The following is a 13,275-nucleotide window of genomic DNA, read 5'->3' on the forward strand; positions in this document are numbered from 1 at the left end:
GGGTCAGGGGTGCCCGGAGAGCGTCCGGCTGATCATCTCGGCCGCACGGCCGGGGTCGTCGGCGCTCTCCTGGCCGCCCGGGGCCCACAGGAACATCCATCCTTCCCTGGCGGGCGTCGCGAAGACGATCGTCCGCCTGCCGGTGCCCGGGTGCCGGACGGACAGGACCGGGTCGTCCGTGCCGAGCAGGCGCGCGGTGAGACCGTGTTCGGGGAGCCGCGCCGCGAGCGCCGCAAGGTGGATCAGGCGCTGTCCGCTGTAGTCGCCGGTGCCCGTCACGTGGCCCCTCCAGCGGGAGATCCAGCTTTGGCTACAAGGATCGTCCCAGGTCAGCGAGCTGGCAACCATGGGGAGGTAACGCCCAGGAATTTGACTTCCTCCCGGCCCTGAAGGACCTGGATTCCCGCCCTCGCGGGCTGGGCTTCCTGCTTCACCGCCGACCGCCGAGGGAGGACCCTTGCGGACTTACGTCAGCTCCACAGGCAGGCACCGCTCGACCAGCGGCCAGGATGTTCTTGGCGGCGTTGACGTCCCGGTCGTGCCGGGTGCCGCATCCCGGGCACGTTCAGTGCCGGGTGGACTTGTCGCGGGAGACGGTCACCATGGTCGGGTTGATCGTGGCGGGGTCGACCTCCGGCCAGGACCACACGAACTCCAGCGGGCCGTCCATCTTCGCCAGGTGCAGTCGCCCGTCGCGCCAGCGGAACGCGCTGCGTGTGTAGGTCGCGCACTGGCGGCCATGCCGTGACTTGAACCGCGGATACTTGGCGCGTCCGGCGAAGAAGTTCACGAACGCCCTGTGCTGGTGCCGCAAAGCCTGCTGCAACGGGACGCTGGAGACCTCGTACAGGAAGTCGTGGCCGCCGTCGCGTTTCAGCTCAGTCAGGTACCGGTCGGTCTGCGCATAGGAGGTCTTCACTCCCTCGGTGCGGTAGCGGGTCGCCGGGCCGCCAATCGCAGGGTCCGGACTCCTCCCCTGAAGCTGAAGGATCGGATTTCCTCCGGATGATCCGGTGATCGAACAGTCGTTCGGCTATATTGGACTGGTCGCCTCCGGGGTGCGCGCCGTCAGGTCGCCGGGGCGCGGCAGGCTCCCGGCCCGCCTCCCTGGCGGTGTGCGGGAAGCTCCGGAAAATGTCGGTGGCACCCCGTAGCTTTTCGGTGACCGAGCAGACGACCACCCTCCAGGGGGCACCCAATGGCAATCAACGACCGCGAGAAGGCCCTTGAGACCGCCCTCGCGCAAATCGAGCGGCAGTTCGGCAAGGGCACCGTCATGCGCCTCGGAGACGACGCGCGTGCCCCGATCGAGGTCATCCCCACCGGTGCGATCGCCCTCGACGTCGCCCTCGGCATCGGCGGCTTCCCCCGTGGCCGGATCGTCGAGGTGTACGGCCCCGAGTCCTCCGGTAAGACGACGGTCGCCCTGCACGCCGTGGCCAACGCCCAGAAGGGCGGCGGCATCGCCGCCTTCATCGACGCCGAGCACGCTCTCGACCCCGAGTACGCGAAGAAGCTGGGGGTCGACGTCGACGCGTTGCTCGTGTCCCAGCCGGACACCGGTGAGCAGGCGCTCGAGATCGCGGACATGCTGATCCGCTCCGGCGCCGTCGACATCATCGTGATCGACTCGGTGGCGGCCCTCGTGCCGAAGGCCGAGATCGAGGGCGAGATGGGCGACAGCCACGTCGGCCTCCAGGCCCGGCTCATGTCGCAGGCCCTGCGCAAGGTCGCCGGCGCCCTGAACCAGACCCGGACGACCGCGATCTTCATCAACCAGCTGCGCGAGAAGATCGGCGTCATGTTCGGAAGCCCCGAGACCACCACGGGTGGCAAGGCGCTGAAGTTCTACGCGTCGGTGCGGCTCGACGTGCGCAGGATCGAGACGCTCAAGGACGGCACCGAGCCGGTCGGCAACCGGACCCGGGTGAAGGTCGTCAAGAACAAGATGGCCCCGCCCTTCCGCCAGGCCGACTTCGACATCCTCTACGGCATCGGCATCTCCCGCGAGGGCGGCCTGATCGACATGGGCGTCGAGCACGGGTTCGTGCGCAAGGCCGGCGCCTGGTACACGTACGAGGGCGACCAGCTCGGGCAGGGCAAGGAGAACGCCCGCAACTTCCTGAAGAACAACCCCGACATCGCCAACGAGATCGAGAAGAAGATCAAGGAGAAGCTCGGAGTCGGGCCGCGGCTCGACACGCCGGGCGAGCCCGCCGCCGCTCCGGCGGCGCCGCCCGCTCCCGCGTCCGGCCGGGCGCCCGCAGCTGCGGCCGGCCGGGGCAGCAAGGCGGCCGCCGCGCCCAAGCCGGGTGACGTCTGAGCGCAGGCATGAGGCGTGAGGAGTCCCCCCGCCCGGACGGCGAGATCGGGCCGGGGGACTGGAACTCCGGCCCCTGGGGACCGGCCGAAGAGCCGCCCGGATCCGCCGAGGACGCGTCCGCGACGATCGCCGCCCTGCGGGCGGAGATCCGCAGGCGCTCCGGTGGTGCTTCGGGCCGGCGCGCTGGTGACGGCGCCGAGGGCTCCGGCGACACCGGGGGCTCCGGCGGTGCCGAGGGCTTCGGCGAGATCGGGGGCTTCGGCGGCGCCGGGGACGACACCGCGGGCTCCGGCGGGGGCGGTCTCTGGGAGCGTGACGCATCGGGCCGGGAGGATCCCGGGCCCGGACGCCGGCGTCAGGGGCGCGGCAGGCGGCGCCGGGGAGACAGCCGGGGAGACAGGGGTGAGCCGCGCCAGCGGTCCGGAGGGTGGCTGCCCGACGGGCCGCAGGAGGGTACCGCGGCGAGCGAGGGGCCGCCGGCCGACCCGGAGGCGGTGGCCAGGGCCATCTGCCTGCGGCTGCTGACGATGGCGCCCAAGACCCGGGCCCAGCTCGCGGAGGCGTTGCGCAAGCGAGACGTGCCCGAGGAGGCGGCCGACGCCGTGCTGGAGCGGTTCTCCGAGGTCGGGCTCATCGACGACGAGGCGTTCGCCGCCGCGTGGGTGAGCTCCCGGCACGCCGGTCGCGGCCTCGCCCGCCGCGCGCTCGCCCAGGAACTGCGGCAGCGCGGCGTCGCGGAGGAGACGGTCAAGGACGCCGTCGGGCGGCTCGATCCCGACGAGGAGACCGAGACCGCGCGCAGGCTGGTGGAGCGGAAACTGGCGGCCACCCGAGGGGTGGAGCCGCAGGCGCGCATGCGACGATTGGTCGGCATGCTGGCCCGCAAGGGCTACTCGCCGGGCCTGGCCTTCCGCGTGGTCCGAGAGGCGATCGAGGCCGAAGGCAGCCCTTCAGATGGGCTTCCGGATACTTTCGAGTGAGCCATAGCACCATGCAAAAGTCACTTGACAGGGCATCTTTGCTTGCTCGTTACCTCTCTGACGCTTAATCTCGACCGCAGTGAGGAGTTACTCCGCGCAGCGCGGATTGCCATAACGGTGTACACGACGGACGAGAGACTTTGACCGGCCTTCGGGCCATATCGGCCGCCCCTCGGGGCGTCCGGGCATTGCGACCATATTTGTCCTGGTGGCGCCACCGGGTGCTGCCGTGCTGCGTGTGTGACCCCTGCCAAGAGTTGTCGTGAGGGGTGAGCGCATGGACACGATCGTGATCGTTCTTGCGGTTGCGGTGGTGCTGCTGGCTCTCGTGATGATCGCCGCCCTTGTCATAGTCATGCGCCGCACCGGCGGCGTCGTCGCACCGTCCGGCCCCTCACCCGAGCAACTCGCCGAGGTGAAGGCCGAGGTCAACGAGGAACTCGAACGCGCCAGGCGCGAGGCCGAGGAGATTCGTACGAAGGCGGAGCGTGACGCGGGGGAGATTCTCAAGAAGTCGGAGACACTGGCCGAGAGTGCCGCGCTGACGCGCAAGGAGGTCGAGGAGGAGGCGCGCATCCTCAAGACCGAGCTCAAGGAGCTGCGCTCCGATCTCGAGCGCCGCGAGAACCGGCTGGCCGAGCGTGAGCAGCGGCTCGACGAGGAGGCGCGCAGGCAGACCGAGCGGGCCCGCAAGCTGGCCGAGACGGAGACCGAGCTGGCCGACCGCCGCGAGGAGCTGGACCGGGTGGCCGAGCGGCGGCAGGAGATCCTGGAGCGGGTCGCGGGCCTGACGGCCGAGCAGGCCAAGGCGGAGCTGGTCAAGGAGATCGAGAACCAGGCGAAGCGCGAGGCCGCGCTGATCGTCCGGGAGATCGAGAGCGAGGCCCGGCGTGAGGGGGAGAAACGCGCCTGCAAGATCGTGACGCTGGCCGTGCAGCGGGTCGCCACCGAGCAGACGGCCGAGTCGGTGGTGAGCGTCCTCCATCTGCCCGGCGACGAGATGAAGGGCCGCATCATCGGCCGCGAGGGCCGCAACATCCGGGCCTTCGAGTCCACCACCGGTGTCAACCTGATCATCGATGACACGCCGGAGGCGGTGCTGCTGTCGTGCTTCGACCCGGTCCGCCGGGAGACGGCCAGGCTGACGCTGGAGAAGCTCGTGCTCGACGGCCGGATCCACCCCCAGCGCATCGAGGAGGCGTACGAGCGCAGCAAGGCCGAGGTGCTGGACCTGTGCGTGCGGGCCGGAGAGGACGCGCTGGTCGAGCTGGGCATCACCGAGATGCACCCCGAGCTGGTCACCCTGCTGGGCCAGCTGCGCTACCGCACGTCCTATGGCCAGAACGTGCTCAAGCACCTCATCGAGTCGGCGCACATCGCCGGCATCATGGCCTCCGAGTTGCGGCTCGACCGTGACCTCGTCAAGCGCTGCGCGCTTCTGCACGACATCGGCAAGGCGCTCACCCACGAGGTCGAGGGCAGCCACGCGATGATCGGCGCGGAGATCGCCCGGCGGTACGGCGAGCACGAGGACGTCGTCCACGCCATCGAGGCGCACCACAACGAGGTGGAGGTCAGGACCGTCGAGGCGGTCCTCACCCAGGCCGCGGACGCGATCAGCGGCAGCCGCCCCGGCGCCCGGCGCGAGTCCCTGGAGGCGTACGTCAAGCGGCTGGAGCGCCTGGAGGAGATCGCCCAGTCCTACGAGGGAGTGGACAAGGTCTTCGCCATGCAGGCGGGCAGGGAGATCCGGGTCATGGTCCGGCCCGACAACGTCGACGACATCCAGGCCCAGGTCATCGCCAGGGACGTCGCCAAGCAGGTCGAGGAGGAGCTGACCTATCCCGGCCAGATCCGGATCACCGTGGTCCGCGAGTCCCGCGCCACCGAGTTCGCCCGGTAGAGCCCCCCGCCTGACCCGCCCATGCGGGCGGCCGGGCCACACCCCCACAGCCAAAGCCAAGGGTCCCCGTCCAGTGCTGGGCGGGGACCCGGGTCGCGGGGGACGTCCCGGTGGGACGCCCCCCTGGTCGGCTAGGGAGTGTCAGACACGACCTAGGCCTTGTGGCTGAGCGCGTCGGCGAGGTCGTTGAGCGCCTCCGACAGCGTCGCCTGTGCCCCGACGGAGGTGTCGAGCTGGTGGGAGACGGCCCGAAGCTGCGCCACGGCGGCGTTCTTCTGCGGCCCGTTCGTGAACCGCTCGGCCCGGTCGACGAACTTCCGCACGTTGTCGGCGGTGTCCTGCTGCATGGTGCCGGTGCGCAGCGCCTGCGCGTAGTAGGCACGCACCAGCGGGAAGCTCGCCGGCCACGTCACCCGAGGCTGGTGCTGGCTGTTGAACCGGTCGTAGGTGACCGTGGCCGCCGCGTCGATCTCGGCCTGGTCCAGGTGCTCGCTCGGCAGCAGCTTGAACGCGTCGAACCCGCGCGCGATCTCGCTGCCGAAGACATGGCCGTTGTAGTAGTACGCCGACCAGAAGCCACCGAGGAGCAGGGAGGACGTGCTGATCGGGCCGCGGTCGAAGTACGCGATCTCATGCGGGTTGGCCGAGTCGGTGAAGTCGAACATCGAGACGCCGCCCTGGTACCAGGCCTGGACCATGATGTCCCGGCCGGGCACGGGAACGAGCGACCCGTTGTGCGCGACGCAGTTCTCCTGGTTCGTCTGCGCCACCGGCAGCTTGTAGTAGCTGCGGAACTGCAGCTTGCCGTCGACGATGTCGAAGATGGCGTTGGCGCCCCACGACGGCTCGTCGGTCACGCGGCACCGTGCCGCGCTGCCGCCGCCCCACTCGTCCGTGAAGATGACCTTGGTCCCGTCGTTGTTGAACGTGGCCGAGTGCCAGTACGCGAAGTTCGGGTCCGTCACGGCGTCAAGCCGCTTCGGGTTGGCCGGGTCGGAGATGTCGATCAGGAGCCCGTTGCCCGCGCACGCCCCGGCCGCCAGGCCGATCTCGGGGTAGGCCGTGATGTCGTGGCAGTGGGTGGTGACCGGCGACGGCGACCAGGCCGAGCCGGACGGGTGCCGCGGGGTCTGCGGGGTGTTCTGCAGGCCGTTGATCGCGCCGGTCTCCGGGTCGGTGAACAGGCGCGGCGTGGAGACGATCGCCGCGTTCTGCGGCGCGGCCACCGGTACCTTGATGACCTCGATACGCCACTGGGCCGTGTTCGGGTCGGTCGCCGCGGTGTTGGCGCAGCCCGCGAGCTCGGAACCCGAGCGGATGCTCGACGTGCCCTGCACGTAGACGTACACGTTGTCCGGGTCGTTCTTGCCGGTGACCAGGGTGTGCGTGTGCGAGCCGCGGCAGGTCTGCACGGCCGCCACCTGGACCGGCCTGCTGATGTCGCTCACGTCGAAGATCCGGACACCGCGGAAGCGGTCCGGGTTCACCGTGCCGCTCGCGCCCTGCGTGCCGCAGTCGATCCGGCCCCGGGTCTCCTCCACCGACATGAACAGCAGATTGCCGTACACCGACAGGTCGCCCTGGCCGCCCGGGCAGACCACGGAGGTGGTCAGGACCGGGTTCGAGGGGGTGGAGACGTCGTAGATGTTGAAACCGGTGAAGTTGCCGACGAACGCGTACTTGCCGCTGAACGCCAAGTCCGAGTTCGCGAACGACGAGTTGCCCGGGCTTGAGGCCTGGTAGAAGCCCTCCGGCTTGTCCCGGTGAGCCAGGAGCTCCAGCCCCTGGCTCGCCTGCTGGGCATCCAGCCAACCGGCTCCAAGGCCGGCTCGGGGATCGGCGTCGTCGGCCATGGCCGTGGCGGGCACAAGGCCCACCAGGACCACCCCTGCGGCGACGACTCCGATCTTCCTTAATCCAGCACGCCCCCAACGTGCTGCCGCACGGCTGATTCTCAAGGGTCGCACCCCTCCTTTTCTGCTCTTTCCGGAGTGACCCATTGCGCGTGCGACAGATCCCGGGCCCGGCCCGACCCACAAGATCTACGCGGCGTTTGGGGGACACTAACTGAATCTGGGGTGAATGTGCTATACCCCTACACATCCTCCGGTTTGGCCGGTATCCCCCCACCGCCGATGAAGCGAGCCCAGGCCATGATCTCCTCCACCTCGTTTCGGCAGCTTCTCGCGCTCGTGCTGGCCGCTGCCGCGATCAGCGCCTGTACGGCCGAGACCACCGAACAGGCCAAGGTGAACGTCGTCCAGCCGGGTGCGCCGGGACAGGGCAGCAAGGTCGTGCCGGCCGACGACGTGCCGCGCCCGGACGACCGGGAGTACACCGACGCCGACGTGCGGTTCATGCAGGGGATGATCCGGCATCATTCCCAGGCCCTGCGCATGACCGCGCTCGTCTCCGGCCGCAGTGAGAGCAAGGACCTGCCCCGTTTCGCCAAACGGATCGAGATCTCCCAGCAGGACGAGATCGACCTGATGGTGCGCTGGCTCAGGGCAAGGCTCCAGCAGGTCCCGAGCGTGGGCTCCGGCGCGGGGCACGACCACGGGGGCGGGGCGCTCATGCCCGGCATGCTCAGCGAGGAGCAGTTCGCCGAGCTGGAGCAGGCCAAGGGGGCGCGGTTCGACCGGCTCTTCTACGAGTACATGATCCAGCACCATCTGGGCGCGCTGACGATGGTGGAGGGGCTCTTCGGCGACGGGGGAGGCGAGGAGGTGGAGATCAACCAGTTCGTCACCCATGTCGACGCGGACCAGCGGATAGAGATCGACCGCATGCGCGGCCTCCTCGCCCAGATGGACGGGTGACCGCCTCCGCTCACCCGAAGATCTGCAGGTAGAACGACAGCTCGGCGGCGAGGGCCGCGGCCCGGGTCTCCAGCCGCCGGAACCCGTGCGCCTCGCCCTCGAACGTCAGGTAGGTGCAGGGCACGCCGCGTGCCGTCAGGCGGTCGGCGAACGCCTGGGACTGGGCCGGCGGCACGACCGGGTCGGCGAGCCCCTGCATCAGCAGCATGGGACAGGTCACCCGGTCGGCCAGGGCGAGCGGCTCACGCTCGCCGTAGCGGTCCTCGGGACCGACCAGCCACTCCACGTACCGCGACTCGAAGTCGTGGGTGGCCGCGACCAGGGGCGCGAGCGCGCTGACGCCCGCCACCGAGACGCCGCCCGCGAAGACGTCCGACGCGCCGCAGGCGGCCATGACCGTCCACCCGCCCGCGCTCGCCCCGCGTACGGCGATCCGGGCGGGATCGGCGAGGCCCTCGGCGACCAGCCACTTCGCCGCGGCGACCACGTCCTCCACGTCGGTCACGCCCCACCGGCCGCGCAGGCGTTCCCGGTAGGCCCGGCCGTATCCGCTGGACCCTCCGTAGTTGACGTCGATCACGCCGATGCCGCGGCTGGTGAAGAACGCCTTGTCCAGGCTGAGCTCGCTCGTCGCGTGCCCGGTCGGCCCGCCGTGCACGAAGACGACGTACGGCACGCCGCCCTCGTCCGCCCCCGCCGGGGGATACAGGTACGCGTGCACGCGCATGCCGGGCCCGGCCTCGAACTCAACGGCCCGGGGCACGGGGAGGACGCCGGTGGGAACGTCCTCGACCTCCCGTCGCAGTTCCTCGGCGCGACCGGCGCGACCGGCGCGACCGGCGTCGCCGGCGGTGCCGATCCGGACGACCGAGCGCGGCACGTCCGGCCCGTAGCCGATGCCGACGAGCACGTCGCCGTCCGTGTCCAGCACGGGCGCCCAGCCCCGGTAGGGGACGTCGAGGTCGCTCAGCGTGCCCGTCTCCGGGTCGAGGACGCCCAGGCGCAGGTCGCCGCGCCCGTGCGGCACGGCGAGCCGCCCGTCGCCCAGCACGGCGTACGGCAGGCCGCCGAGCTGCCACAGCGGCCCGGCGAACTCCTCGTCGAGGGGGCAGAGCGCCTCGCACGACGCCCCGGACACGTCGGCCCGGTAGAGGTTCCACCAGCCGGACCGGTCGGAGACGGCGTACAGGTGCCGCTCGCCGCACCACAGCGGCGCGAGGACCGACTCGGCAGGCCCGCCCATCACCGTCCACGTGGCGCCGTCGGACAGCCGCGTGACCCGCAGTTCGGTGCCGGTCCAGGGCATGTGGGGGTGGTTCCAGCAGATGTAGGCGAGGTGCCGCCCGTCGGGGGACGGCGTGGGCGAGGCGTAGAAGTCGCTCCCCGCGACCCACTCGGTGACGTCGCCCGCCCCGGAGAGCGCCACCGACACGATCGAGCGGGTGACCTGGGCGTCCTGGTGATGGCGTTCCCGGACGCACCACACCCGGGGCCCGTCCGGGCCGTCCTGGACCCGCAGGTCGGCGTAGCGCGACGCGCCCGGCGCGTCGGGCGCCGGCGTGACCGGCCGGGGCCGCTCCGCGCCCCGCCCCGGCCCGTCGTCCGGCCGGGACGGGGCGAGATAGAGCCGCTGGTCGGGCCGGTGCGCGAAGACGAGGCCGTGGCCGGGGACGACGACATAGGACCGCCCGCCGTACTCGTGCACCCGCGTACGGGCGTCCCAGGGCGCGGGAAGCAGGTCGGTGAGAGTGCCGTCGGCGGCCCGGTGGACGACGGTACGGCGGCCGCCCTCGGCGGGGCGGTCCTCCTCCCACCACGTCTCCCGGCCCAGCACGGTCGGGAAGCCGAGTCGCAGCCCGGCACGCGCCACGTCGGTGGTGGAGATGGGCGAGGGGCGTGGCGAGAACGGCCTCGGGCCGGGCGTGGGGGGCATGACCGCATCCTGCCGGACGAGCCCGCCCCCGGGGGTGGGAATGCGGCAAGGCGTCAGTCGAGGGACGGGGGAGCGGTGTAGCGGGTGGCGAGCGGGCCGAGCTGGTCGATGACCGTCCGTTTCCACGTGCCGTCCTCGAACATCCGGCGCAGCGCCTCCTCGACCTGGTCGCGCAGCGCGGGCGTCCCGGCGGCGATGCCGTACTCCTCGGTCGCCAGGGGTCTGCCGCTGAAGCGGAACCTGCCGGGATACTGCGCCGACAGCCCGGCGAGCACGGGGGCGTCGGCCACGATCGCGTCGGTCCGGCCGGAGGCCAGCAGCGGCGCGCAGGCCGCGGGCAGGTTCGCCTCGGCGAGGAAGAACTGCCGCCACCGGGTGCCGAACCTCTTCACGAGAGGCTCGGCCGATTCACGGGTGGCGCAGACGCGCTTGCGGGCGAGGTCGCGCGGGCGGCGGACGGACAGGTCGCCGGCCCGGACGAGGATGTCGGTGCTGGTCACCAGGTAGGGCCCGGCGACGTACCGGGAGCCCGCCGGGCCGGTGGCGCCGACGACGAGATCGGCCCGCGACGGGTCGATCGTGTAGACGACCTGGTCGTCGCGGTAGCCGAGCGCCCGCGCGACGTACTGTGCCACCTCGACGTCGAAGCCGCTGTAGCGGCCGTCGGGGAGCCGGGTGACCAGGCCCGGCTGCCCGGGGCGCACGCCGACCACCAGCGTGCCGTCGTTCCCGCATCCGCCGGCGAGGAACGCGGCCGCCAGGACGCCGACCACGGCACCGCCACGCCACACGCGCTCAATATCGAGGTCGGGCGCCTCCCGGTGCCAGCAGCGACACGGCAAAGATCCCTTTACCCGTGAGATGTGCTGGGTCAGCGCACGAGCGGGACCTCGCCGCCGGCCATCTCCGCGGCGGCCGGGTCGGCCGAGACCTTGCGGCTGCGCCTGCTGCGCCGTTCCAGCCAGGTGGCGAGGTAGCCCAGTGCCAGGTTGATCGCGATGTAGACCGCCGCGATCACGATGACCGAGGGGATCAGGTTGGCGTAGTTGGCCGGGACCACGCGGGCGCCCGCGTTCAGCAGGTCGGCGTACGCCACGACGAACCCGAGCGCGGTGTCCTTGAGCAGCACCACGAGCTGGCTGACGATCGCGGGCATCATCGCGGTGACCGCCTGCGGCAGCAGGATCAGCCGCATCACCTGGTTCTTGCGCAGGCCGATGGCGGATCCCGCCTCGGCCTGGCCGCGCGGCACGGCGAGGATGCCCGCGCGCACGATCTCGGCCAGGACCGACCCGTTGTAGACCGTCAGGCCGAAGACCACGGCCGCGAACTCGGTCACGACCAGCCCGGCCAGGCTCCCGCCGTACTGCGCGAAGAAGATGAGCATCAGCACCGGGACCGCGCGGAAGGCCTCGACGACCACCGCGGCCGGAACGCGCACCCAGCGGTGGTCCGAAAGGCGCGCGATGCCGAACACCGCCCCGAACAGCAGGGCGAGCACCGCGGCGACCGCGGCGGCGGTCAGCGTGTTGAGGAGCCCGGGCAGGATCAGCTCGGTCCAGGTGTCGGCCCGCAGGAACGGCTGCCACAGCTCGCCGTTCCACTGGCCCTTCTCGTCGAACTTCGTCCACACGAAGTACGCGACCAGCAGCAGGACGACGCCGAACGTCAGCGTCAGCGCGTTGTTGCGCAGCCGGGTCCGCGGGCCCGGGACGTCGTAGAGGACGGTGGCCCCGCGCTCCGTCATCGGACCACCGCCAGGCGCCGGGCCAGCCGGCCGGCCAGCAGGTTCATGGGAAGGGTCAGCACGACGAACCCGGCCGCGAAGCCGAGGAAGATGGGAATGATCGCGTCTCCGTGGGCGTCGAACAGGTTCTTCATCCGCAGCGCCGCCTCCATGACGCCGATCGCGGCCGCGACCGTCGTGTTCTTGACCAGCGCGTTCAGCAGGGTCCCGAGCGGGGCGATGACCGTGCGCACCGCCTGGGGGAGGATCACCAGGCGGAGCGTCTGCAGGAACGTCAGGCCGATCGCCCGCGCCGCCTCCGCCTGCCCGAGCGGCACGGTGTTGATCCCGGACCGCACGACCTCGCAGACGAAGGCGGACGTGTAGGCGGACAACCCGATGATCGACAGCCAGAAGCTGTTGAGCGACAGGTCGTCCCGGGAGAACTGAACGTTCATCACCGTGCCCAGGCCGAGGCCGCAGAACACGATGATCAACGTGAGGGGCGTGTTGCGCAGCACGCTGACGTACACCGCGCCCGCCCCTCGCAGCACCGGCAGCGGGCTGACGCGCATGGCCGCCAGCACGATCCCCCAGACCAGCGAGATGACCCCGCTGACCACCGTGAGCTTCACCGTCAGCCAGAACGCGCCGAGGATGACGGGAAGCTCGTCGACGACGGCCTCCACCGCCGGCCTCCTCTCAGTGCCGCTGCCGCGCCGTCCTAGTACCGCTCGACGGACGGCGGCGTGGTGAAGTACTTGCCGAACTCGCCGAGGTTGGCGTCGAGGGCCTTGCGCCAGCTGCCGTCGTTGAAGAACTTCTCGATGGCGTTGTTGATCGCGTCGCGGCCGGCCTTGTCGTCCATCTTGATGCCGATGCCGTACTTCTCCTCGCTGAACGGCTGGCCGATCAGCTTGAACTTGCCGGGGAACTGGGCGGCGAACCCGGCGAGGATCGTCGCGTCCGTGGAGATCGCGTCGACCTGCTTGTTCTCCAGCAACGGCAGGCAGGCGCCGTACCCCTGCTGCTGGGTGAGGTTCTTGGACTCCCACTCGGCCCCGAACTTCTCGGCGAGCCGCTTCGGCGACGACGAGCCCTGGGCGCCGCAGACCTTCTTGTCCTTGAGGGAGTCGACCCCGGTGATCGAGGTGTCGTCCGCGCGGACGAGGATGTCCTGCCCGGTGACCAGGTAGGGGCCGGCGAAGGAGATCTTCTTCTTGCGCTCGTCGGTGATGGAGTAGGTCGCGACGACCATGTCCACCTGGCCCTGCTGGATGAACGGCTCACGGTTGGCCGACTGGGCCTCCTTGAAGGTGATCCCGCTCTCCGGCACGCCGAGTTCCTTGGCGACGTACTTGGCCACGTCCACGTCGAACCCGCCGTAGCTGCCGTCGGGCTTCTTCAGCCCCCAGCCCGGCTGGTCGATCTTGATGCCGATGACGAGCTTCTTGTCGTTCTTCGCCTTGTCGGCGATCGAGTCCGCCCCGGAGTTGCCGCAGGCCGTCAGGCCGGTAGCCAGGGCGGCGAGCGCGAGCAGGCCGGCTCCGAATCGCATCCGTGTCACCTTTCGCTTTCGTGGAGCTTGTCG

Annotated in this window: 12 protein-coding genes and 1 pseudogene; 4 read left to right on the top strand and 9 right to left on the bottom strand. The window is 70.7% G+C overall.

Annotated elements, in window-relative coordinates; all coding sequences use genetic code 11:
• Positions 1-3: 3 nt before the first annotated feature.
• From HHX41_RS00645 to HHX41_RS00655, 3 genes and pseudogenes are all read right to left on the bottom strand, one after another.
• Positions 4-279, bottom strand: a complete 276-nt coding sequence (locus tag HHX41_RS00645) for a hypothetical protein (protein ID WP_182904397.1) — start codon at positions 277-279, stop codon at positions 4-6.
• Between the two features lie 151 nt (positions 280-430).
• Positions 431-562 (bottom strand): annotated as a pseudogene (locus HHX41_RS42150) (zinc ribbon domain-containing protein); the annotation flags it as partial.
• A gap of 3 nt (positions 563-565) precedes the next feature.
• Positions 566-919 carry a hypothetical protein gene (locus HHX41_RS00655; protein ID WP_182904398.1) on the bottom strand — a complete coding sequence of 118 codons (354 nt, stop codon included), beginning with the start codon at positions 917-919 and terminating at the stop codon, positions 566-568.
• A 279-nt stretch (positions 920-1,198) separates the two neighbouring features.
• On the opposite strand from HHX41_RS00655, the gene recA reads away from it, so the two are divergent.
• The 3 genes from recA to rny all read left to right on the top strand — a co-directional run bounded on the left by recA (position 1,199) and on the right by rny (position 5,206).
• Positions 1,199-2,323, top strand: a complete 1,125-nt coding sequence (recA, locus tag HHX41_RS00660; RefSeq protein ID WP_182904399.1) for a recombinase RecA — start codon at positions 1,199-1,201, stop codon at positions 2,321-2,323.
• 8 nt (positions 2,324-2,331) lie between these two features.
• Positions 2,332-3,303, top strand: coding sequence for a recombination regulator RecX (gene recX, locus HHX41_RS00665; protein WP_259400544.1), 972 nt, complete (start codon positions 2,332-2,334; stop codon positions 3,301-3,303).
• Positions 3,304-3,580: 277 nt separating this feature from the next.
• Positions 3,581-5,206, top strand: a complete 1,626-nt coding sequence (gene rny / locus HHX41_RS00670) for a ribonuclease Y (RefSeq protein WP_169979294.1) — start codon at positions 3,581-3,583, stop codon at positions 5,204-5,206.
• Positions 5,207-5,358: 152 nt separating this feature from the next.
• On the opposite strand, the gene HHX41_RS00675 is transcribed toward rny, so the two are convergent.
• Entirely contained in the window at positions 5,359-7,083 is a 1,725-nt protein-coding gene (locus tag HHX41_RS00675) for an LVIVD repeat-containing protein (RefSeq protein WP_220503614.1), read from the bottom strand.
• Positions 7,084-7,341: 258 nt separating this feature from the next.
• On the opposite strand from HHX41_RS00675, the gene HHX41_RS00680 reads away from it, so the two are divergent.
• Entirely contained in the window at positions 7,342-8,025 is a 684-nt protein-coding gene (locus tag HHX41_RS00680) for a DUF305 domain-containing protein (RefSeq protein ID WP_182904401.1), read from the top strand.
• A gap of 10 nt (positions 8,026-8,035) precedes the next feature.
• Here HHX41_RS00680 and HHX41_RS00685 read toward each other — a convergent pair whose 3' ends face one another.
• The 5 genes from HHX41_RS00685 to HHX41_RS00705 form a co-directional block, all read right to left on the bottom strand.
• Positions 8,036-9,958: a prolyl oligopeptidase family serine peptidase gene (locus HHX41_RS00685; protein WP_182904402.1), complete on the bottom strand. Its 1,923-nt coding sequence runs from the start codon at positions 9,956-9,958 to the stop codon at positions 8,036-8,038.
• A 53-nt stretch (positions 9,959-10,011) separates the two neighbouring features.
• Complete coding sequence (locus tag HHX41_RS00690; RefSeq protein ID WP_182904403.1) at positions 10,012-10,749, bottom strand: transporter substrate-binding domain-containing protein; 738 nt, start codon at positions 10,747-10,749, stop codon at positions 10,012-10,014.
• Positions 10,750-10,829: 80 nt separating this feature from the next.
• Positions 10,830-11,705, bottom strand: coding sequence for an amino acid ABC transporter permease (locus HHX41_RS00695; protein ID WP_169979284.1), 876 nt, complete (start codon positions 11,703-11,705; stop codon positions 10,830-10,832).
• Positions 11,702-12,373, bottom strand: a complete 672-nt coding sequence (locus HHX41_RS00700; RefSeq protein WP_169979282.1) for an amino acid ABC transporter permease — start codon at positions 12,371-12,373, stop codon at positions 11,702-11,704. Before HHX41_RS00700 ends, HHX41_RS00695 begins: the two co-directional genes overlap by 4 nt.
• 35 nt (positions 12,374-12,408) lie before the next feature.
• Entirely contained in the window at positions 12,409-13,242 is an 834-nt protein-coding gene (locus HHX41_RS00705) for a glutamate ABC transporter substrate-binding protein (protein ID WP_169979280.1), read from the bottom strand.
• Between the last annotated feature and the right edge of the window lie 33 nt (positions 13,243-13,275).

The sequence above is a fragment of the Microbispora sp. H13382 genome (assembly GCF_014161445.1).
In the GTDB taxonomy this organism is placed as follows: domain Bacteria; phylum Actinomycetota; class Actinomycetes; order Streptosporangiales; family Streptosporangiaceae; genus Microbispora.